18 protein-coding genes are annotated in these 21,332 nt (G+C 52.9%); 12 read left to right on the forward strand and 6 right to left on the reverse strand.

Annotation, left to right across the window (positions count from 1 at the left end; genetic code table 11):
* Nucleotides 1-27 precede the first annotated feature (27 nt).
* From paaK to paaY, 3 genes are all read left to right on the forward strand, one after another.
* Entirely contained in the window at nucleotides 28-1,347 is a 1,320-nt protein-coding gene (paaK, locus tag OGX97_RS12150; RefSeq protein ID WP_003832244.1) for a phenylacetate--CoA ligase PaaK, read from the forward strand.
* A gap of 157 nt (nucleotides 1,348-1,504) precedes the next feature.
* Nucleotides 1,505-2,431, forward strand: a complete 927-nt coding sequence (gene paaX / locus OGX97_RS12155) for a phenylacetic acid degradation operon negative regulatory protein PaaX (RefSeq protein WP_172111175.1) — start codon at nucleotides 1,505-1,507, stop codon at nucleotides 2,429-2,431.
* A gap of 11 nt (nucleotides 2,432-2,442) precedes the next feature.
* Complete coding sequence (gene paaY, locus OGX97_RS12160) at nucleotides 2,443-3,039, forward strand: phenylacetic acid degradation protein PaaY (RefSeq protein WP_279850534.1); 597 nt, start codon at nucleotides 2,443-2,445, stop codon at nucleotides 3,037-3,039.
* Nucleotides 3,040-3,061: 22 nt separating this feature from the next.
* Here paaY and fhuE read toward each other — a convergent pair whose 3' ends face one another.
* Nucleotides 3,062-5,248, reverse strand: a complete 2,187-nt coding sequence (gene fhuE, locus OGX97_RS12165) for a ferric-rhodotorulic acid/ferric-coprogen receptor FhuE (RefSeq protein WP_071444744.1) — start codon at nucleotides 5,246-5,248, stop codon at nucleotides 3,062-3,064.
* A 349-nt stretch (nucleotides 5,249-5,597) separates the two neighbouring features.
* Here fhuE and hinT point away from each other — a divergent pair, with 349 nt between their 5' ends.
* The 8 genes from hinT to OGX97_RS12205 all read left to right on the forward strand — a co-directional run bounded on the left by hinT (nucleotide 5,598) and on the right by OGX97_RS12205 (nucleotide 11,643).
* Nucleotides 5,598-5,957, forward strand: a complete 360-nt coding sequence (hinT, locus tag OGX97_RS12170; RefSeq protein ID WP_003030826.1) for a purine nucleoside phosphoramidase — start codon at nucleotides 5,598-5,600, stop codon at nucleotides 5,955-5,957.
* A gap of 2 nt (nucleotides 5,958-5,959) precedes the next feature.
* On the forward strand, nucleotides 5,960-6,334 hold the full coding sequence (locus OGX97_RS12175; protein ID WP_008784425.1) for a YcfL family protein: 375 nt from the start codon (nucleotides 5,960-5,962) through the stop codon (nucleotides 6,332-6,334).
* A 13-nt stretch (nucleotides 6,335-6,347) separates the two neighbouring features.
* Nucleotides 6,348-6,989 (forward strand): penicillin-binding protein activator LpoB, encoded by a 642-nt coding sequence (lpoB, locus tag OGX97_RS12180; RefSeq protein ID WP_008784426.1) that lies wholly within the window; start codon nucleotides 6,348-6,350, stop codon nucleotides 6,987-6,989.
* Complete coding sequence (gene thiK, locus OGX97_RS12185; protein ID WP_111465769.1) at nucleotides 6,970-7,794, forward strand: thiamine kinase; 825 nt, start codon at nucleotides 6,970-6,972, stop codon at nucleotides 7,792-7,794. Before lpoB ends, thiK begins: the two co-directional genes overlap by 20 nt.
* Nucleotides 7,795-7,804: 10 nt before the next feature.
* Nucleotides 7,805-8,830: a beta-N-acetylhexosaminidase gene (gene nagZ, locus OGX97_RS12190; protein WP_032943019.1), complete on the forward strand. Its 1,026-nt coding sequence runs from the start codon at nucleotides 7,805-7,807 to the stop codon at nucleotides 8,828-8,830.
* 21 nt (nucleotides 8,831-8,851) lie between these two features.
* The gene (gene ycfP / locus OGX97_RS12195; RefSeq protein ID WP_003030817.1) at nucleotides 8,852-9,394 is read left to right on the forward strand and encodes an alpha/beta hydrolase YcfP; all 543 of its coding nucleotides are present in this window, start codon (nucleotides 8,852-8,854) and stop codon (nucleotides 9,392-9,394) included.
* Between the two features lie 236 nt (nucleotides 9,395-9,630).
* Nucleotides 9,631-10,935: an NADH-quinone dehydrogenase gene (gene ndh / locus OGX97_RS12200; RefSeq protein WP_003832263.1), complete on the forward strand. Its 1,305-nt coding sequence runs from the start codon at nucleotides 9,631-9,633 to the stop codon at nucleotides 10,933-10,935.
* Between the two features lie 168 nt (nucleotides 10,936-11,103).
* Nucleotides 11,104-11,643 carry a glycine zipper 2TM domain-containing protein gene (locus OGX97_RS12205; protein WP_003030814.1) on the forward strand — a complete coding sequence of 180 codons (540 nt, stop codon included), beginning with the start codon at nucleotides 11,104-11,106 and terminating at the stop codon, nucleotides 11,641-11,643.
* Between the two features lie 57 nt (nucleotides 11,644-11,700).
* On the opposite strand, the gene OGX97_RS12210 is transcribed toward OGX97_RS12205, so the two are convergent.
* Together OGX97_RS12210 and comR are read right to left on the reverse strand one after the other, a co-directional pair.
* The gene (locus tag OGX97_RS12210; RefSeq protein WP_048235621.1) at nucleotides 11,701-13,881 is read right to left on the reverse strand and encodes a TonB-dependent siderophore receptor; all 2,181 of its coding nucleotides are present in this window, start codon (nucleotides 13,879-13,881) and stop codon (nucleotides 11,701-11,703) included.
* A gap of 255 nt (nucleotides 13,882-14,136) precedes the next feature.
* Nucleotides 14,137-14,772 carry a TetR family copper-responsive transcriptional repressor ComR gene (gene comR / locus OGX97_RS12215; RefSeq protein WP_008784432.1) on the reverse strand — a complete coding sequence of 212 codons (636 nt, stop codon included), beginning with the start codon at nucleotides 14,770-14,772 and terminating at the stop codon, nucleotides 14,137-14,139.
* Between the two features lie 243 nt (nucleotides 14,773-15,015).
* Here comR and bhsA point away from each other — a divergent pair, with 243 nt between their 5' ends.
* On the forward strand, nucleotides 15,016-15,273 hold the full coding sequence (gene bhsA / locus OGX97_RS12220) for a multiple stress resistance protein BhsA (RefSeq protein WP_279850537.1): 258 nt from the start codon (nucleotides 15,016-15,018) through the stop codon (nucleotides 15,271-15,273).
* 86 nt (nucleotides 15,274-15,359) lie between these two features.
* Here bhsA and ldtC read toward each other — a convergent pair whose 3' ends face one another.
* The 3 genes from ldtC to OGX97_RS12235 all read right to left on the reverse strand — a co-directional run bounded on the left by ldtC (nucleotide 15,360) and on the right by OGX97_RS12235 (nucleotide 21,110).
* The gene (gene ldtC / locus OGX97_RS12225; RefSeq protein WP_032944376.1) at nucleotides 15,360-16,325 is read right to left on the reverse strand and encodes a L,D-transpeptidase LdtC; all 966 of its coding nucleotides are present in this window, start codon (nucleotides 16,323-16,325) and stop codon (nucleotides 15,360-15,362) included.
* A 155-nt stretch (nucleotides 16,326-16,480) separates the two neighbouring features.
* Complete coding sequence (mfd, locus tag OGX97_RS12230) at nucleotides 16,481-19,927, reverse strand: transcription-repair coupling factor (protein ID WP_286592439.1); 3,447 nt, start codon at nucleotides 19,925-19,927, stop codon at nucleotides 16,481-16,483.
* 118 nt (nucleotides 19,928-20,045) lie between these two features.
* Nucleotides 20,046-21,110, reverse strand: coding sequence for an acyltransferase family protein (locus tag OGX97_RS12235; protein ID WP_279850540.1), 1,065 nt, complete (start codon nucleotides 21,108-21,110; stop codon nucleotides 20,046-20,048).
* Nucleotides 21,111-21,332 lie beyond the last annotated feature (222 nt).

A 21,332-nucleotide genomic window follows, 5' to 3' on the forward strand; every position in this document is an offset into this window, starting at 1 on the left:
CTAATTGACCTGCGAGTGCCCTACAAAATGACAACGACAACAACAAAATTAGATCCGATTGAAACCGCATCGCGTGACGAATTACAGGCTTTGCAAACCGAGCGCCTGAAATGGACGTTAAAACACGCCTATGAAAATGTCCCGATGTACCGCCGTAAGTTCGACGCGGCGGGGGTTCACCCGGATGATTTCCGTGAGCTGAGCGATCTGAGCAAGTTTCCCTGCACCACCAAGCAGGACCTGCGTGACAACTATCCCTTCGACACCTTCGCGGTACCGATGGAGCAGGTGGTGCGTATCCATGCATCATCCGGCACCACGGGTAAACCGACGGTGGTGGGCTATACGCAAAATGATATCGATACCTGGGCTAACATCGTCGCCCGCTCGCTGCGTGCCGCAGGCGGTACCGCGAAAGATAAAATCCACGTCGCTTATGGCTATGGCCTTTTCACCGGCGGACTGGGCGCGCACTACGGCGCGGAACGCCTGGGGGCAACGGTTATCCCGATGTCCGGCGGTCAAACCGAGAAACAGGCGCAGCTGATTCGCGATTTCAAACCTGACATGATTATGGTCACGCCATCCTACTGTCTGAACCTGATTGAAGAGCTGGAGCGCCAGATGGGCGGTGACGCGCGGGGTTGTTCGCTGCGTACCGGTGTCTTTGGCGCAGAGCCGTGGACAACGGGGATGCGCGCGGAGATCGAACGTCGCCTGGGTATTACGGCGCTGGATATTTATGGCCTCTCGGAAGTGATGGGGCCGGGCGTGGCGATGGAGTGCATCGAAACGGGTGATGGTCCGACAATATGGGAGGATCATTTCTTCCCGGAAGTGGTCAATCCGGATGACGGTACGCCACTGGCCGACGGCGAGCACGGCGAACTGCTGTTCACCACGCTGACGAAAGAAGCGCTACCGGTCATTCGTTATCGTACCCGCGACCTGACGCGCCTGCTGCCGGGTACCGCACGCACGATGCGTCGTATGGATCGCATTAGCGGGCGCAGCGACGATATGCTGATTATTCGCGGCGTCAACGTCTTCCCATCGCAGGTGGAAGAAGAGATCCTCAAGATTGAACATCTGGCTCCGCATTACCAGTTGGAAGTGGATCGCCGAGGACATCTTGATTCGCTTTCGGTACGCGTGGAGCTTAAAGAGAGTAGCCTGGTGCTAAGCCATGAGCAGCGCTGCCAGATTTGCCATCATTTGCGTCATCGTATTAAGTCGATGGTCGGTATTTCAACGGACGTAAGCATTGTTAACTGCGGCAGCATTCCGCGCTCAGAAGGAAAGGCGTGCCGGGTGTTCGACCTGCGCAAAGTTGCCGCCAACGGTTAAGACTCGTAGGCCTGATAAGCGCAGCGCCACCAGGCGAGAGCGCACAAGTTGCCGGATGGCGGCGTTGCCTTATCCGGCCTACAAATTCCTGCCATATCGCGGAAATTATCCTGTGCTATGATTCAAGAAAGACAAAAAAGACAACAGTATGAATCATATGGAAAAACTCGATAGTTTTATTCAGCAGGCGGTAACCGCAATGCCGGTCAGCGGCACCTCTCTTATCGCCTCGCTTTACGGGGACTGTTTATCGCAACGCGGTGGAGAAGTCTGGCTCGGTAGCGTTGCCGCGCTGCTGGAAGGGCTTGGCTTCGGTGAACGTTTTGTACGTACCGCGCTGTTTCGCCTTAATAAAGAAGAATGGCTGGACGTAGTACGTATCGGCCGCCGCAGTTTCTACCGCCTGAGTGATAAAGGGCTACGCTTGACGCGCCGCGCCGAGAGCAAAATCTACCGTGCCAGCGCCCCTGAGTGGGACGGTACCTGGCTGCTGCTGCTGTCGGAGGGGCTGGAGAAAAATACCCTGGCCGAAGTTAAAAAGCAGCTGTTATGGCAAGGTTTTGGCGTACTGGCGCCGAGTCTGCTGGCGTCGCCATCGCAAAAGCTGGCGGACGTACAGTCGCTGCTTCATGAAGCTGGGGTAGCGGAAAACGTCATCGTTTTTGAGGCGCATTCGCCGTTGGCACTCTCCCGCGCTGCGCTGCGTGAGCGGGTAGAAGGGTGCTGGCACTTAACCGAACAAAATGCCATGTACGAGGCGTTTATCATGCTGTTCCGTCCGTTGTTACCGCTACTGCGTGACGCCGGGCCGGACGAACTTACGCCAGAGCGCTGCTTCCAGATCCGCCTGTTGCTCATTCACTTCTATCGTCGGGTTGTGCTCAAAGATCCGCTACTGCCGGAAGAATTGTTGCCTGCTCACTGGCTGGGTCAGACGGCGCGTCAGCTGTGCATTAATATTTATCAACGTGTTGCGCCCGGCGCCCAGGTTTTCGTCAGCGAAAAAGGCGAGAGCTCGGTGGGGGAACTGCCCGCGCCGGGTCCGCTCTATTATCAACGCTTCGGCGGATTAGCCGAGGTGTAACAGGAGAAGCCATGCCGATTTACCAGATTGACGGGATGATCCCGGTAGTTCCTGCAGAAAGCTATGTTCACCCAACCGCAGTGCTGATTGGCGATGTCATTCTCGGCAAAGGTGTTTATGTTGGTCCCAACGCCAGCCTGCGCGGAGATTTTGGGCGTATCGTGGTTAAAGATGGGGCGAATATCCAGGATAACTGCGTGATGCACGGATTTCCCGGCCAGGATACGGTGGTGGAAGAGGACGGACATATCGGCCACGGCGCGATTCTGCACGGCTGTGTGATTGGGCGTAACGCGCTGATCGGCATGAGCGCGGTGATTATCGATGGCGCGATTATCGGTGAAAACAGTATCGTTGGTGCTTCGGCGTTTGTGAAAGCGCGCGCTGAGATGCCCGCCAACCATCTGATTGTCGGCAGCCCGGCGAAAGCGATTCGCATGTTAACTGAGCAGGAACTGGTGTGGAAAAAACAGGGCACTCGCGAGTATCAGGTGCTGGTGGGGCGCTGTCAGCAGACGCTTGCAGAAGTGGAGCCGCTGACTGCGGTAGAACCCGACAGAAAGCGGCTGGAGTTTGATGAGAATTTGCAACCTAAGTCAGCGAGTTAGCGATTCTACGCAATACCCGGTGTCAGAACTGATAGCTGGCGGTAACGCTGACGTTACGCGGCTCACCATAAACGATAGAACCGTCGATATTCGTGTCGTAGGTTTTATCGAACAGGTTATTAAGGTTACCCTGCACTGAGAAGTTTTTTGTTACCTGGTAGCGGGTGAACAAATCTACCAGGGCGTAGCTTCCCTGTTCCGCGCGGAATGTGCCATAAGGCGTGACCGTATCGCTGTAAACACGATTCTGCCAGTTAACTCCACCGCCGACGGTCAGTTCCGGCATGGCTGGCAGGCGATAACGGGTAAACAGTTTGACCGTGGTCCGCGGCAGATTCGGGTTTACTGCATTGCCTTCGTTGTCTTCAGCAACATAGCGTGTCGCACCAAACGTCATCTGCCAGTTATCAGTGATCGCACCGTTAATCTCGAATTCGACCCCTTTGCTGACCGTACCATCCATCGCTTTAAAGGCTGTGTCGCCATTGCTACCGGCGATTGGCACGCCGGTTGATTGCGCTACGTTATCCTGTTCAATGCGGAACACCGCGAGCGTGGTGGTTAAACGGCTGTTCATCCAGTCGGACTTCAGACCAAGCTCATAGTTGTTGCCGGTAATCGGAGAGAGATATTTACCGGAACTGTCGCGCTTGTTCTGCGGCTGGAAGATTGAGGTATAGCTGGCGTAGGTAGACCAGTTATCGTCAATGTCATAGACCAGACCCGCATACGGCGTGGTGTGGTTTTGCTCCATGCTGTAGGTCAGGGTGTCGATACGCCAGTTGGTGTAACGTGCGCCAACAATCAAATGCAGTGGGTCGGCCAGCGAAATACGCGTTGCGGCGTACAGCGATTTCATGTGCGTGGTATCGTCCTGAGCCAATGACTGCGGGTTCCAGTTGGTTTCAGGGAAGTTACCATCGTAGGTATAGAAGCTGCCGATTTCGTTGGGGAAAACGTTCGCCCACGAGCTTTCATAACGGTTATTCTGTTTACTGTAGCTGCCGCCCAACATCAGATTATGCTGGCGACCAAACAGATCATAACCGCCGTCGGCGAATAGATCGACAGCATCCACTTTACGTTTGCCGCTGTTCCAGCCGGTTCCTCCGACGTAGTCATATCCTGGACCATAGTTACCATATGGGCCAATCAGCGTGCCGTCGGCCTTATTAACATAGGCATCGACGTACATCATTTTACTGTCGAACTTGACCTCGGAGTGGGTGGCGTTCATGGTCGCCTGCCAGGTATCGGCAAAACGTTGTTTGATGGTGACAAACACTTTGTTGAAGTCTTTATCGTTGTAAGCCCAGTCCGGCGCAGTGCTACGCGAGCGGTCGTAGCTGTTTTTACTGCCATCGGTATTCCAGCGCGGCAATCCACCCCAGGTTGGGCTGTTGATATCAATGCGCTGATATTCATAGCCCGCAGACAGGCTGGTGGTGTCACCCAAATCGGCATCGACAATCCCGGAGAAGAACATTTTTTCGCTATTGTAGCGATCAAGCCAGGAGTCGTTATTCTGGTAACCCGCCACGATGCGGCCGCGCACGTTGCCGTCTGCTGTAAGCGGGCTTTGCAGATCGGTCACATAGCGTTGTTTGTTCCAACTGCCATATTCCGCTGAAACATTACCGGTGAACTCGCGGCTGGTGGCATGCTTACGGATCATGTTAATGGAGGCTGAAGGGTTACCCGTCCCGGTCATTAGCCCGTTTGCGCCACGGACCACTTCGACACGCTCAAAAAGGGCGGTGTCAGAAAGGGCGTCACCGAGATTCCAGCGGGATTCAAAATAGGTCGGGATCCCATCGACCATATAGTTATCAATCTGAAATCCGCGCGAGTAATAGCTGCTGCGATCTGAATCCGCCTGGCTTTTGCTTATCCCCAACGTGTTGTCCATCACATCGCCCAGCGTTTGCAACTGCTGATCTTCCATGCGTTGCTGGCTGACAATGCTGACCGATTGCGGAATATCGCGCTGTGTCATCTGCATTTTTGTGCCAGCGGTCGTCGATTTAACGCTGTAATCCTGCTCCTCACTGGATGCGGCTGGAGCAGAACCCTCCACGATCACTGTCTCTTCTGCAGGGGCTGCGAGGCTGGTGGAAGGTAAAAGGGCTAGCGTGACGCATGCTGCCAGCAAAGAAGGGGCAAGGCCCGGTTGGCGTTGAACATTCCCGTTGAGTGTTGTGAAAGACATCGAAAAGTCCTTGATAATTATTAATATTAAGTTCAAATCACCGGTAGTTGTGATGAACCCTTTGGTTGTAAATTATTAAATGCGCATGTAAATACAAATGCGAAATATACGCATTAGCACTCAATGTGTAAACAGATGCTACGGCATAAATGAAATATTGTTTCAGTACTATGCTTGAGCAATAGCGCAGGGAAATGGTTATAAGAGCAGCACTGACTGGGGTTTTCGCTTAAAAAATCGAGGGTTAAAGTTGAAAGAGCGTGAGTAACTCGCTCATACTCTATACTCGCAGAGTTACCCGGCGTAGCATGGCAAAACGCTTGGGCTGTTAATGAAAAAGGAAAACGTCGTGGCAGAAGAAACTATATTCAGCAAAATTATTCGTCGTGAGATTCCGTCGGATATCGTATACCAGGATGAACTGGTCACTGCGTTTCGTGATATTTCCCCTCAGGCACCAACGCATATCCTGATCATTCCTAACATTCTGATCCCAACTGTCAACGATGTGACGGCGGAACATGAACAGGCATTGGGCCGCATGATCACCGTTGCGGCGAAAATTGCTGAGCAGGAAGGCATTGCTGCAGATGGGTACCGCTTAATCATGAACACCAACCGCCACGGGGGGCAGGAGGTGTATCACATTCATATGCACCTGCTGGGTGGACGTGCGCTTGGCCCAATGCTTGCGCATAAAGGTCTGTAAGCATGACCAGAGGATGCATTGCGCTTTCACTGGGCTTGTTGTTGCTGGCGGGTTGTCGAACACATCCTGAAATCCCGGTAAGTGATGAACAGTCGCTGGTGATGGAATCAACAATTCTGGCGGCGGGTATTACAGCAGAGCAGCCCACGTTAACAACGTCTGATATTCAGGCTTCGGCATCCTCTCGACTCTATAACGAAAGACAAGAACCCGTTACCGTTCATTATCGGTTTTACTGGTATGACGCCAGAGGGCTGGAAATGCACCCTCTGGAAGCGCCACGCAGTGTGACTATTCCGGCTCATTCGTCGGTGACGCTGTACGGCAGCGCCAATTTTCTGGGGGCGCACAAGGTTAGACTTTATCTTTATTTGTAAGGGGTGAATCTTGATGAACAAAATGAATCGCTACGCACTGATTGCCGCGCTGGCGATGTTTCTCTCTGGCTGTGTGGCGCAACGTGAGCCCGCGCCGGTAGAGGAAGTGAAGCCGGTACCGGAACAGCCTGCGCAGCCGCAACAGCCGGTGCCGGTTGTGCCAACGGTGCCAAGCATACCGCAGCAGCCTGGCCCAATTGAGCATGAAGACCAAACGGCGCAGCCTACGCCACGTCAACGTCACTATGACTGGAACGGGGCTATGCAGCCGATGGTCGGCAAAATGCTGCAGGCAGACGGCGTCAAAGCGGGCGGCGTTCTGCTGGTTGATAGCGTGAATAACCGCACCAACGGCTCGTTGAACGCGGGTGAAGCCACCGAAACCTTACGTAACGCACTGGCGAATAACGGTAAGTTTACGCTGATTTCTGCCCAACAGCTGGCTGTCGCCAAACAGCAGTTAGGTCTGTCGCCGAATGACAGTCTGGGAACGCGCAGTAAAGCGATTGGTATCGCCCGTAACGTTGGCGCGCAGTATGTGCTTTATTCCAGCGCATCCGGCAACGTCAATTCGCCTGCGCTGCAAATGCAATTAATGCTGGTACAAACTGGCGAGATAATCTGGTCAGGTAAAGGTGCCGTTCAGCAACAATAACAGACTCACGCGCGGCGAAGTGTTGTCGCGCTATTTCCCGCAGTATCATCCCGTCGCAACCAGCCAAACCGGCCTGAGCGGCGGGAGCTGCATCATTGAACACCGTTCCCACCGACTGGTACTGCGCTGCCATCACGACCCTGACGCGCCGGAATCTCATTTCTTACGCCAATACCATGCGCTAAAACACCTGCCAGAAAGCCTTGCGCCACGTCCTCACTTTTATACGCGTGGGTGGATGGCAGTCGAGTTTTTTCACGGTAAGGTAGAATCCAGATTACCGGACGCCGACGAACTCGCAGGCTTACTGTATCATCTGCACCAGCAACCCCGATTGGGCTGGCGAATCAGCCTGCTTCCGCTACTTGAACAGTACTGGCAGTGTGGCGATCCGGCGCGTCGTACACCATGCTGGCTGCGCGCGCTGAAGCGGCTAAGGAAACGAGGTGAGCCTCGACCTTTGCGTCTGGGGCCGCTGCATATGGATGTTCACGGTGACAACATCGTACATACGGCATCAGGACTGCGGCTGATTGACTGGGAATACGCCGGAGACGGTGATATTGCCCTGGAGCTGGCGGCAGTATGGGTTAGCGATGAATCCCAGCACCAACAGTTGGTTAGCACCTACGCCCAACGAGCGCACATTGAGCCAGACGTTTTGTGGCGACAGGTCAGACAATGGCAACCCTGGATAATGATGCTGAAGGCGGGGTGGTTTGAGTATCGCTGGCGGCAAACCGGCGATCGACAATTTATCAGGCTGGCCGATGAAACCTGGCGGCAGCTAACAATGAAAGGATAAGGAGAGCAGTGTGGGCCCAGTAATGTTGGATGTCGAAGGGTATGAGCTGGACGCTGAAGAGCGTGAGATTCTGGCACATCCGCTGGTAGGTGGGTTGATCCTCTTTACCCGAAATTATCATGACCCGGAACAGCTGCGTGAATTAGTGCGTCAGATCCGGGCTGCGTCACGTAACCATCTGGTGGTGGCGGTAGATCAGGAAGGCGGACGCGTACAGCGTTTTCGTGAGGGCTTTACCCGCCTGCCTGCAGCTCAATCCTTTGCTGCGTTGCACGGTCTGGAAGAGGGCGGCAAACTGGCTCAGGACGCTGGGTGGTTGATGGCCAGCGAAATGATCGCGATGGACATTGATATCAGCTTTGCACCCGTGCTGGATGTGGGCCATATCAGCGCGGCAATCGGCGAGCGTTCTTACCATGCCGATCCGCTAAAAGCGCTGGCGATGGCGACCCGCTTCATTGACGGGATGCATGCTGCTGGCATGAAAACGACCGGTAAACATTTCCCAGGACATGGGGCGGTGACGGCGGATTCACACAAAGAAACCCCAACCGATCCACGCCCAGAAGCCGAGATTCGTGCGAAAGATATGTCCGTGTTCCAGACGTTGATTACGGAAAACAAACTGGATGCCATTATGCCTGCGCATGTCATCTACAGTGATGTCGATCCGCGTCCGGCGAGTGGCTCACCTCACTGGTTGAAAACGGTGCTACGTCAGGAACTTGGCTTCGATGGTGTCATTTTCTCCGACGATTTGTCGATGGAAGGGGCGGCGATTATGGGAAGCTATGCGGAGCGTGGACAGGCGTCGCTGGATGCAGGTTGCGATATGATCCTGGTCTGCAATAATCGTAAGGGAGCGGTCAGTGTGTTAGATAATCTGTCGCCGATCAATGCAGAACGTGTTACACGTTTGTATCATAAAGGTTCATTTTCACGTCAGGAACTGATGGACTCGGCACGCTGGAAGACGGTAAGCGCTCAGCTTAACCAACTTCATGAGCGCTGGCAGGAAGAGAAAGCAGGTCATTAACGCAAGTTTGGCGAGGATGCGATGATTATCTATTTACACGGTTTTGACTCTAACAGCCCGGGCAACCATGAGAAGGTGTTGCAGCTGCAATTCATCGACCCGGATGTCAGGCTGATTAGCTACAGTACGCGGCATCCTAAACATGATATGCAGCATCTGCTGAAAGAAGTGGACAAAATGCTGCAGCTGAATGTGGATGACCGTCCGCTGATTTGTGGTGTGGGGCTCGGGGGATATTGGGCTGAACGGATTGGTTTCCTGTGTGATATTCGTCAGGTAGTGTTTAATCCCAACCTGTTCCCGTATGAGAACATGGAAGGCAAAATCGACAGACCTGAGGAGTATGCAGACATCGCAACAAAATGCGTGACCAATTTCCGTGAGAAGAATCGCGATCGCTGCCTGGTGATCCTGTCACGTCATGATGAAGCGCTTAACAGTCAGCGTTCGTCGGAAGAGCTGCATCATTTTTACGAGATAGTCTGGGACGAAGAGCAGACGCATAAGTTTAAGAATATCTCTCCGCATTTGCAGCGCATCAAAGCGTTCAAGACGTTAGGTTAATTCTTATTGAGTGTGTAAAAAACCAGCCATCGGGCTGGTTTTTTTGTTCTTAAAGTTCCGGTTGTCTATCTTTTCAGCATCAAAACTTGATACATATCAATTTTGGTATGACCAATGCACCGTTCGTGTTATTCTCACTCTCGAAGAACATTTTCATTGTCGTAACTTGTTGTTAATTAAAGGCTATGCTCATAACTTTTAATTAACAATTGGTTAATAAATTTGAGGGGGTCACGTTGACTACACCATTGAAAAGGATCGTGATTGTCGGCGGCGGTGCTGGCGGACTGGAAATGGCGACGCAGCTGGGTAAAAAACTCGGGCGTAAGAAAAAGGCCAAAATCACACTGGTAGACAGAAACCACAGTCACTTGTGGAAACCGTTACTGCATGAAGTGGCGACGGGTTCACTGGACGAAGGTGTGGATGCGCTGAGTTATTTGGCTCATGCCCGTAACCATGGCTTCCAGTTCCAGTTAGGCTCGGTGGTGGATATCGATCGTGAAGCGAAGACCATTACTCTCGCTGAGCTGCGCGATGAGAAGGGTGAGCTACTGGTTCCTGAGCGTAAAGTGCCGTATGACACGCTGGTGATGGCGTTGGGCAGTACGTCTAACGATTTCAACACCCCTGGCGTGAAAGAAAACTGCATTTTCCTCGATAACCCGCATCAGGCGCGTCGTTTCCACCAGGAGATGCTGAATCTGTTCCTGAAGTATTCCGCGAATCTGGGCGCTAACGGAAAAGTGAATATCGCCATTGTGGGCGGCGGTGCGACGGGTGTTGAACTCTCCGCTGAGCTGCACAATGCGGTAAAACAACTGCACAGCTATGGTTACAAAGGGCTGACCAATGACGCGCTGAACGTTACGCTGGTCGAAGCCGGTGAGCGTATTCTGCCTGCGTTGCCGCCGCGTATTTCCGGTGCTGCGCATAATGAGTTAACCAAACTGGGCGTACGCGTACTGACCCAGACGATGGTAACCAGCGCTGACGAAGGCGGACTGCACACCAAAGATGGCGAATACATTAAAGCTGATCTGATGGTGTGGGCGGCGGGTATCAAAGCGCCAGACTTTATGAAAGACATTGGCGGTCTGGAAACGAACCGTATTAACCAACTGGTGGTTGAGCCAACTCTGCAGAGCACGCGCGATCCTGACGTGTACGCGATTGGCGACTGCGCTTCCTGCGCTCGCCCGGAAGGCGGTTTTGTGCCTCCGCGCGCTCAGGCAGCACACCAGATGGCGACCTGCGCGATGAACAATATTCTGGCACAGATGAACGGTAAGCCGCTGAAAGCGTATCAGTACAAAGATCACGGCTCTCTGGTCTCGCTCTCTAACTTCTCTACCGTGGGTAGCCTGATGGGCAACCTGACCCGTGGTTCGATGATGGTGGAAGGACGTATTGCGCGCTTTGTGTACATCTCACTGTACCGCATGCACCAGATTGCTTTGCACGGCTACTTCAAAACCGGGCTGATGATGCTGGTCGGCAGTATCAACCGGGTGATTCGCCCGCGTCTGAAACTGCATTAATATCGACCTGTGGCGTCGGATGATTTTACGCATCCGGCGCCTTCCTTCAGAGTTGTCTGAATCATTCCGCTTTCGCTCCACCTCCCGCTATTTTCATCCGTAATCTGATTGGCATTCCTTACCTTCTGTTGCAAAGTTGTTGCTAATAGCAAAAAAGGAGGTAGTCCCGTGAATAAATCAATGTTGGCGGGTATAGGGATTGGCGTAGCTGCTGCGCTGGGTGTTGCAGCGGTGGCCAGTCTGAACGTTTTCGAGCGTGGCCCACAGTATGCGCAAGTTGTCTCTGCAACACCGATTAAAGAGTCGGTAAAAACACCGCGTCAGGAGTGCCGGAACGTAACGGTCACCCACCGCAAGCCGGTACAAGATGAAAACCGTATCGCGGGTTCCGTACTGGGCGCGGTTGCGGGTGGTGTTATTGGGCATCAGTTTGGCGGTGGACGTGGTAAAGATATTGCTACCGTGGCCGGTGCTTTAGGCGGCGGCTATGCAGGTAACCAGATTCAGGGTTCGATGCAGGAAAACGATACTTACACCACCACGCAGCAGCGTTGTAAAACGGTGTATGACAAATCTGAAAAGATGCTGGGCTACGACGTGACGTACAAAATTGGCGATCAGCAGGGGAAAATCCGTATGGATAAGGACCCCGGCGCGCAAATTCCGTTGGATAACAACGGACAGTTGGTACTGAATAACAAAGCGTAAAATAGCATTATCCTGAACATTAGCCCCCCATTCGCTCAGGCTGGGGGGCTTTTTTTATCAGAAGGTTAAGGCGTAGTTCAGACCAAAAGTACGACCCCGGCCCTTGTATTCATACAGTGACGGGCTGCCGTAGGTTGGGCTATACAGCAGTGGCGCACGTTGTCCCCACAGTGTGGTGTACTCTTCATTCAGCAGGTTTTCCACGCTGAAGGTCAGCTTACCCAACGGGAGCTGATAGCTGCCGATAAAGTCCATCGTGTTATAGCCATCCAGCTTGTTACCGCTGGCGTCGGTCAGATCAAATGTTTGCTGGCTCTGTACGCGCAAGGTCCACGGTTCTGGTGCCCAGCCGACCCACGCGGTTGCTTTGGACGGTGAGGCCAGCGTGACATCCCATTTTTGCCATTTACCGTTCTGTTTCACTTCCGATTTAATGACGTTGAAGTTGCCACCCAGGCTCCAGTCCGTGTCCGCAATGAAATAATCCACCGCACCTTCAACGCCATAAATGCGGCGATCGTCGGGCTGAACGTTAATGGTCATATCGCTACGGTTGATAACGATCGATTTATCTGAAGTCGAGTAGTAAGCGGCCAGTTGCGTGCGCAGACTATCGCCGGTGTAGCGCCACCCCAGTTCGTACGAGTTAACTTTAATCCCTTCCAGACGTGAATCCGCCACGTTGACGCTGCGCTGGAGCTGGTAATGATCGCCAACCAGCGAATAGGTACCGTTACCGTAATATTTCCCTGGGTCCGGAAGCTCCACGCCCTGAGAAAAGTTAAACCACGTTTGCTGACGGTCGGTCAGGTGGGCAAGGATACCGGCGTTGAACAGGAAATTATCGTAATCGGTTTTGCCGCCCGGAATAGTATCGGCAGAGTTCGCAAGCCCGGTCGCGATTCCCTGCTGTTGAGCATAGCCAACGAAATCATCAACCCTGTTTTCGGTCCACTGATAGCGCACGCCGCCGCTGAGGGTAAAAATGTCGTTAATGTCATAGCTGTTTTGCAGGAAAGGCGCGAAGTTGGTGATGCTGTAACCGGGATAACGCCCGGTGGTATAAGCGGTACGGTTGTCCATGCCGCCGGAGGGCAGGGACCAGGCCAGATCGAAGAATTTCTGATTGGAGTCGAAGGTTTCGTGATCGGCATCGACACCCCACGTCAGCTCCCAGTTATCCATCAACTGGCTGTTGAGGGTAATTTTGGCACCAAACTGGTCTGTGTCCTGCTGTGATGCGGAGAAACTGGTGACTTTGCCTTTGCTGAGCGTAGGGAAGGGGTAGAATTTCAGCGATTCGTCACGGTAATAGATTTGGCTGACCAGGTTTTGGCCAAAAAAATCCGCATCTGAATATTGCAGGCTAATAAGATGACGTTCGGTGCCGGGAATACGATCGGAATTCAGTCCGCTGCTGGTATATGCTTTGCCGTTTCCGGTCACGGCGGACATGTTCTCGCCGAGATCCAGCCCGTAATCGTCATCCCCCTGACTTTTATAGTACTGCGTAACCAGTTGCAACTGACGGTTGTCGTCAAGTTCAATTGTCCCGGTGCCCATGACGTCCAGACGATCGGAGTGCTGTAGCCCGGTTTGGGTGTTATCGAGCAGCAGGGCATCGTGATTACCGTCATACCAGCCGCCAAATCGTTGATACGCGACGGACATACGCCCGGAAGCGCGATCGGTTCCGCCACTCACCGCCGCGGCAACGCGTTCATCATGATCGTTGCTATTGTTGAAGCCGCTTTTGCTCCCCAGTTCGAGTTCTACTTCACGCTCCGGCTGACCTTTTTTGGTGACAATGTTGATTAATCCGCCGGTACTGCCACCGCCATAAAGAGAGGTTGCGCCTGAAATGACTTCAATATGCGCAATGTTAAATGGGTCAATGGAGTCAAGCTGACGGCTGTCGGTTCGCGAGGAGTTCAGACGGACGCCGTCAATTAGCACGACAATGGCGCGACCGCGCATGTTCATGCCGTAGTTTGTGCGTCCCTGGCTACTAACATCGATTCCTGGGATTAGCTGAGCAAGAACATCCTTGAACTCTTTTCCTCCCTGAACCTGTTGTTCAATCTCGCTTCCTTCAATAACCCAGGTCGTTTGCGCCATTTCTGCCACGGTGCGCTGGCTACGGTTGGCGCTGACGATGAGGTTCTCTTCCTCAGCCGCAACAGCGGGTAGAGTTAAAGATAACAGAAGAGGATTGAGCACCCAGAGACGCTTATGCATTTGTATTCCTTTTAAAAAAAGTCGGTCTGTTTTTGTTATAGCGGTAGAGAAACCGATGGTTACATTGTGAAACAGGCATTAAAACAAATGCGAATATTGCTGATAATAATTGTCGTTATCAATACTTTTTACAAAAAATGATCGGGTAACACGATGAAAACAATGAGAAATGTAGGGACAATAGAACGGGAATCTAACCGGGGGCTCTATCAGCTCCCGGTGGTGTGAGTACAGCGGGGGAATTGCAGGAAAGGGTTAAGCTTTGACGAGTTCGGGCCACAGCCGCAGAGTTGTGTGTGCGATCTGCATCAGTTTTTCAAACGTTGCGCCTTCACGGGCGCTGATCGACATACCTTGTAAAATACAGTTCAGGTATTCGGCCAGTTTTTGCACGTCGCAATGGGCCGGAATTTCGCCTCGTTGCTGGCGCTGGTGAAGGAACTGGGTAAGCGTCTGTTCCTGCATTGCATGGCGGGATTTCACCGTGTGCGCAATATCGCGGGAAGAGGCTGCCAGCGTCGCAGAAGTATTAATCATGAAACATCCCGCCGGGGTGTCCTTGCTGGTAAAGCAGGTCGCTATAGCGGTGAAATAGTCTTCAAGTGCGGACTCAAGGCTTTTTTCTTCACAAAACAGCTGGGCTTCGTGTTTCGCCGCAAAGCGGGTGATGTAGCGGTCCAGTACGGCACGGAACAACCCTTCTTTATTGGTGAACTCCGCATACAGCGTGGGCGCTTTTGCGCCGGTGGCTTCCACAAGATCGGCGAGCGAGGTCGCTTCATATCCGTGCTGCCAGAAGAGTGTCATGGCCTTATCAAGCGCGGCTTCCCTGTCGAACACTTTTGGTCGGCCACGGCTTTTTTTTGCACAACCTGTCGTTTCAGTTGTCATGGCGCCGATGTACCTTTGTTGGGTTTATTGAATAACCATTATAAAAATATTCGACTGCACACTCCAGCGGATTCACGATAAAAATAATTTATAGCTATTATTATGAAAAATAAGACCTTTATATTTTATATAACGATCATTATAAAAAAATGTTGACGTGTGACCTGGATCACATCTATGATTTACCTATCGATCGTTAAGTTAATCTTTTCGACACCCATTCATCTGCTAAAGGTCACTATTATGAAAAACGTAAAAACACTGTTTGTTGCTGCTGTTCTTAGCTCACTGTCATTTGCAAGCTTTGCCGCTGTTGAAGTTCAATCCACTCCTGCGGGCCAAGAGAAAGCCGGTACTATTTCTGCGAATGCGGGGACTAACTTAGGTTCTCTGGAAGATCAACTGGCGCAGAAAGCCGATGAGATGGGTGCGAAGTCTTTCCGTATTACTTCCGTTACCGGTCCTAACACTCTTCACGGAACTGCTGTTATCTACAAATAAGATTTAACCCATCGCAATGCCACTGCGAGTTAAATAAAAAACCCCCGCGGAATAAAATCCAGCGGGGGTTTTTTTATACACTACGTTTACAGCGGTTGTTGAGCAACATCATGATGACGAGTCACATCGACCGGCATGCCAGAGCGAATCTCCATCGCATGATCCATGACGGCGGTATCTGTTTGCGCCGCATTTTTAAATGTCTGCATGGACGCGTTCAGCACGATCGGCAGCAGTTGCGGGTCGTCATTGATTTTTTCGGACAGCGGTTGGTGTACTTCCACCAGGCGCACGCCGTTAGGCTCAACGGATGCTTTGATCGGCGTATTGATAATATTGACCTTAGTTCCGGGCGTTACCTGACGGAACAGGGTTTCTATATCACCGTCGCGCAGACGAATACAGCCGGAGCTGACGCGCATTCCGATGCCAAAATCAGCATTTGTACCGTGCAACAGGTACACGCCGCCGTATGCCGCTAAGCGAATCGCATGATGGCCCATCGGGTTATCCGGACCGGCAGGCACAACGGCAGGCAGGTCAATCCCGTTTGCTTTGTATCGCGCGCGGATATTTGCCGTCGGCGTCCAGGTGGGGTTGGCGCGTTTATCAGAGATGGTGGTTACCATCGTAGGCGTCAGCGTGTCACCACCTAACTGGCCAATACCAATAGGATACACGGTCACCGAATTGGTCCCCGGCTGGTAATAATAAAGACGCAGTTCGGCGAGGTTGATAACAATACCTTCGCGCGGGGCATCAGGTAGCAGAGTTTGTAACGGGATCGTCAAAACGCTGCCCGGACGTGGTACGTAAGGGTCAACGCCAGGGTTGGCCTGCAGCAGCGCGAGAAAGCCGACATTGTACTTTTTCGCAATCGCTTCCAGAGAACCGCCATTGTCTTCAACAACGTGAACGGCATTCTGACCCACCAGACGGCTTCCCGGTGGCGGCAGCGGCCAGGTGTTTGCCTGAGCCGGAAGTGCTAACGCGAATGTCGCTGCAAGCGTAAAAAACGCGAGCCAGCGAGAGAGTCGTTTATTGTTTAACATCACCATAAATCCATTGTTTTTACGTGGTTTTTATTATGTAAAAGTAAACGAGAATTATGGCTGTTTGCTGTGTCGGGAAGTGCAGGGAAGTGCAAAGAGTTTGTAAATTCATCAGGCCGGGTGAGTGGTGTGCTCACCCGGCCTGTTCACTATGCTTATGCTACGGCGTTTTCTTCAAGCTGACGCATAAACTGGCGGACCCAGTCGATCCGCGTTTTACGCTCGCTCAACTCCTGCATAAATTTCAGCCGGGTTGGACCGTCCAGACGGAAGTGCTGCGGCTGCTTTTGCAGTAAACCAATCAGCCAGACCGGGTTGACGTGGTTTTTCTCGGCAAATTCAATGGTACCGCCTTTTTCATTGCCTTCGAGCTTTCTGATCCCCAGTTTCTGCGCCTGCTGGCGTAAACGGGCGATATCCAGCAGCGTACGAGCCGGGTCGGGCAGCAAGCCAAAACGGTCTATCAGCTCAACCTTAATTTCTTCCAGTTCGTTTTTGCCTTTCGCACTGGCAATGCGCTTGTAGAACGACAGTCGGGTGTTTACATCCGGGATATAGTCATCCGGCAGCAGAGACGGCATGCGCAGTTCAACTTCGGTTTGCTGGCTGGTGAGATCTTCCAGTGACGGTTCACGCCCTTCTTTGAGCGCATCGACCGCGTTTTCCAGCAGTTCCATATACAGCGAGAAGCCGATGCTTTCCATGGAACCACTCTGATCTTCACCCAGTAATTCCCCGGCGCCGCGAATTTCGAGGTCGTGGGTCGCCAGCGCAAAACCTGCACCCAAATCTTCCAGCGAGGCGATGGCTTCCAGACGTTTTTGCGCGTCGGTGGTCATCGCTTTCGGATGCGGCGTCAGCAGCCAGGCGTAAGCCTGGTGGTGAGAACGTCCCACACGACCGCGCAACTGGTGTAATTGCGCTAAACCGAAGTGATCCGCTCGTTCGATGATGATGGTGTTAGCGGTGGGGATGTCGATCCCGGTTTCGATTATGGTGGTACACACCAGCACGTTAAAACGCTGATGGTGGAAATCATTCATCACGCGTTCCAGTTCGCGCTCGCGCATTTGTCCGTGACCGATACCAATACGCGCTTCCGGCACCAGTTCAGCTAATCTGTCAGCGGTTTTCTGGATGTTTTCGACGTCGTTAAACAGATAATAAACTTGTCCCCCGCGCAGAACTTCACGCAGGATCGCCTCGCGTACCACCAGGTTGTCGTATTCGCGCACGAAGGTTTTGACCGCCAGACGACGAGCGGGCGGCGTGGCGATAATCGACAGATCGCGCATGCCGCTCATTGCCATATTGAGCGTACGTGGAATTGGCGTTGCCGTCAGGGTCAGAATATCGACATCTGCGCGCATCGCCTTGATGCGTTCTTTGTGGCGAACGCCGAAACGGTGCTCTTCATCGACAATCAGCAGACCCAGATCTTTTAACTTCACATCCGCTTGCAGCAGTTTGTGCGTGCCGATGAGAATATCAATTTTTCCCTCGGCAACTTGCTCCAGAATCTGCGCTTGCTCTTTGGCGCTACGGAAACGGGACAACATCTCAATGCGTACCGGCCAGTTGGCAAAGCGGTCGCGGAAGTTGTCGAAGTGCTGCTGTGCGAGCAGGGTGGTCGGCACCAACACGGCAACCTGCTTGTGGTTCTCTACGGCGAGAAAGGCCGCGCGCATCGCGACTTCGGTTTTACCAAAGCCGACGTCGCCGCAGACCAGGCGGTCCATGGCCAGCGGTTGACACATATCGCTGAGTACCGCGTTAATCGCCTGCGCCTGGTCAGGCGTGGTTTCAAACGGGAAGCTGTCGCAAAACAGCTGATACTGTTCACGGTCATGCTTAAAGGCAAAGCCTTCTTTCGCCGCGCGCTGGGCATAAATATCCAGCAGCTCTGCCGCAACATCGCGCACCTTCTCAGCGGCTTTCTGTCGGGCACGTGACCAGGCATCGCCGCCAAGTTTATGCAGCGGCGCATTCTCTTCTGCGCCACCTGCATAGCGGCTGATCAGATGCAGTGACGACACCGGCACGTACAGTTTGGCGTCGTTGGCATAGGTGAGCATCAGATATTCACCGGTTATGCCGCCCGCTTCCAGCGTGGTCATACCGGCATAACGACCCACGCCATGCTCCAGATGCACCACCGGCTGACCGGGATGCAGCTCTGCGAGGTTACGAATTAACGTATCCGGGTTGATGGTGCGACGAGAATCCTGGCGGCGGCGCGCCACGCGTTCCCCAAGCAGATCGCTTTCACAAATCAGCGCCAGATTGCGTTTGCTATCGATGAAGCCGTGCTCAGCTGCGCCAATCATCAGATAACGACCGTTATCTACGGCTTCATCGAGTCGCAATATCCGCTTCGGCGCCACTTTGATACGGGCGAGCAGTTCGCCAAGTGCTTCACGGCGGCCTTCACTTTCCACCGAGAAAATCACCCGACCGGTGAAGCCTTCAAGGAATTTACGTAACGCATCTAACGGCGCTTTTTGCTGTGCCTGAACGGCGATATCCGGCAGCTTCTGGAACCCGAGGTTAGTATTCGCTGCTTTGTTCGCCAGACTCTCGGTTTTCAGTTGAACGCGCGGCCAGCGTTTAAGTTCAGAAAACAGCTCATCAACCCGCAGCCACAGCGATTCCGGCGGCAGAAGCGGGCGCATCGGATCAACACCGCGATTTTCAAAGCGCGACAGGGTATCGGCCTGGAAGCGTTCTGCGCTGGTCTCGATATCACCGGTATTCACCAATAACGTATTGGCGGGGAAGTAGCTGAACAGCGGCGGCAGCGGCTCGCTGAAAAACAGCGGTTGCCAGTATTCAATACCCGCAGGTAACGTGCCTTTGCTGACCTGCTGGTAAATATGTTCGGCGTCGCGTTTCACCTCAAAGGTATCTCGCCACTGGCTACGGAACAGCTCGATGGCCGTTTTGTCAGTCGGGAATTCGTGTGCGGGAAGCAAATTAATGGCATCGACTTCTTCCAGCGTGCGCTGGGTGTCGGTATCAAACAGACGCAGGCTGTCGATTTCGTCATCAAAGAAATCCAGACGATAAGGCAACTCGCTGCCCATCGGGAACAAATCCAACAACGCGCCGCGCGTGGCATATTCGCCGTGTTCCATGACCTGATCAACATGGCGATAGCCCGCACTGTCCAGCTGTTCACGCAGAGCATCACGTGAAAGTCGTTGGCCCTTTTTCATGACCAGCGCATGACCGTGCAGATAGCTGTGCGGACAAACGCGCTGCATCAGTGTATTTACCGGAACGATCAGCACGCCGCGCTGCATGGCAGGCAGCTGATACAGCGTGGAGAGCCGCGAGGAGATAATCTCCTGATGGGGAGAAAAGCTGTCGTAGGGTAGCGTTTCCCAGTCGGCCAGGTTCATCACCATCTGGTCAGTAAACTGACGAATTTCATCATGCAAACGCAGCGCATTTTGCATGTCCGGCGCGATCAGGACCACTGGACCGGCATGATGTTCGGCGATTTCGGCAACCAGCGTTGCGCAGGCCGCGCCGGTAAGCTCACCCAACTGGCGCTGATCGCCTGCTTTCGCTGGGAGCGTGTAACGATGTTGTTCAGGCATTCGGTTGTCAGGATCTCGTTTAGATATACATCTGATAAGCAATGTTCTTTATTATCCGTGATCGTTTCTCATAAGCAAATTGATTCGCCCCCGAATGGGGGCAAAAAGCGCGTTGGGGTTAGCGCGAGGCGGTCGATAAAGAAGGCGGGGAAAAGAGCAGGTCGGCCACGGTTTTTTGTGAAATTTTACGTACCAACAGGCCAAACAAGGTGCACAGTAGCAGGCAGGCGAACGGATACACCAGCAGCAGGGCCAGCTCCGCATATGCAGGCCAGGCGGTATGATTGATTTTAGGGATTAGCGTTAAGCTGAACAGCTCAACCAGAATACGGTGGGTAGTGTAGATGGCGATGGTATTGGATCCAATCACGCTTAACGGGCCGGACTCACGCATACCAAAGCGCAACTCAAATTGATAAAACAGCTTCATGATCAGCACAATGGAAAGCAGAGAAAGTAATAGTGAGACATTTGCCAGCCACGCGACGACGGCGGCAATTGCGCTAACCAGAACAATGACCGCATGGCGGTGCAGGGGCACCTCCTTGATCCATACCATTAGCGTTGTGCCAAACCATGCACCGAGGCTGTACCAGGGCAGATTGCGAATCACGCTGTTCATTCCCCACCACGGCGTCGGGACAAAATTGATCGCCACGCTCAGCACCACAAATAACGCCAACAGTGGCACCGCCCAGCGGCTGAAAATCTTACACAGAACAAAATAGACAATCAGCGCGTACAGATACCACAAGCTGGTGCTGGCGGTCAGCATTCCGTGGGTAAAACCCGCGATCGAATCGGCATAAGCGGCGTTGGCAGCATGGCTCAGATCGCGCTGTGGGGCCAGCCAGTTATTGAGCGCGACTAACGCCAGCCATTGCACCACTCCCCAAAGCACCAGCACCCAGGCAATGCTCCAGATCCGCTTATCCACGCAGGTTGTCCACGGGACGCTATCAATGTAGCGACGGATCAGATACCCCGAAATAAAGAAAAAGACCGGCATGCGAAACGGCGCCAGGTACAAATTGAGGTAAATCCAGCATTTGCTCAGCAGCTCTGAAAGCGGATGCTGAAAAGTAGTGAGGTGCGGGTAAAACGTGATTACCGAGTGGTAAATTACCACCAGACAAATACATAACCCTTTGATTTGATTAATCCATAGTTCTTTTTTCTTCATCGAGACGGCGTATCCATATTGTTGGCTATAGCCTGCCATCCTGCGCAACCCGCTGTGCGCTGTAATGCGTAACTGTCTGCATTTTGTTTTTTTAAGATAAAGATCAGGGGCCCGGGCTGAAGGGAAGAGGGACAACTTTAGCGAATTGATTTATTTATACTTTTAGGAATAGTGCTGTCGAACACTTACGGTTCAGTCATTTACCCATTCCGCTTTCGCTTA

Source organism: Citrobacter sp. Cpo061 (genome assembly GCF_030332845.1).
Classification (GTDB): Bacteria; Pseudomonadota; Gammaproteobacteria; order Enterobacterales; family Enterobacteriaceae; genus Citrobacter; species Citrobacter portucalensis.

Excerpts from the sequence above, each read along its gene's own strand:
- bhsA (WP_279850537.1), top strand. The coding sequence starts at position 15,016 with ATGAAAAACGTAAAAACACTGTTTGTTGCTGCTGTTCTTAGCTCACTG.
- paaY (WP_279850534.1), top strand. The coding sequence starts at position 2,443 with ATGCCGATTTACCAGATTGACGGGATGATCCCGGTAGTTCCTGCAGAA.
- comR (WP_008784432.1), bottom strand. The coding sequence starts at position 14,772 with ATGACAACTGAAACGACAGGTTGTGCAAAAAAAAGCCGTGGCCGACCA.
- ycfP (WP_003030817.1), top strand. The coding sequence starts at position 8,852 with ATGATTATCTATTTACACGGTTTTGACTCTAACAGCCCGGGCAACCAT.
- OGX97_RS12235 (WP_279850540.1), bottom strand. The coding sequence starts at position 21,110 with ATGAAGAAAAAAGAACTATGGATTAATCAAATCAAAGGGTTATGTATT.
- lpoB (WP_008784426.1), top strand. The coding sequence starts at position 6,348 with ATGAACAAAATGAATCGCTACGCACTGATTGCCGCGCTGGCGATGTTT.
- fhuE (WP_071444744.1), bottom strand. The coding sequence starts at position 5,248 with ATGTCTTTCACAACACTCAACGGGAATGTTCAACGCCAACCGGGCCTT.
- mfd (WP_286592439.1), bottom strand. The coding sequence starts at position 19,927 with ATGCCTGAACAACATCGTTACACGCTCCCAGCGAAAGCAGGCGATCAG.
- ldtC (WP_032944376.1), bottom strand. The coding sequence starts at position 16,325 with ATGTTAAACAATAAACGACTCTCTCGCTGGCTCGCGTTTTTTACGCTT.
- OGX97_RS12175 (WP_008784425.1), top strand. The coding sequence starts at position 5,960 with ATGACCAGAGGATGCATTGCGCTTTCACTGGGCTTGTTGTTGCTGGCG.
- paaK (WP_003832244.1), top strand. The coding sequence starts at position 28 with ATGACAACGACAACAACAAAATTAGATCCGATTGAAACCGCATCGCGT.
- OGX97_RS12210 (WP_048235621.1), bottom strand. The coding sequence starts at position 13,881 with ATGCATAAGCGTCTCTGGGTGCTCAATCCTCTTCTGTTATCTTTAACT.
- paaX (WP_172111175.1), top strand. The coding sequence starts at position 1,505 with ATGGAAAAACTCGATAGTTTTATTCAGCAGGCGGTAACCGCAATGCCG.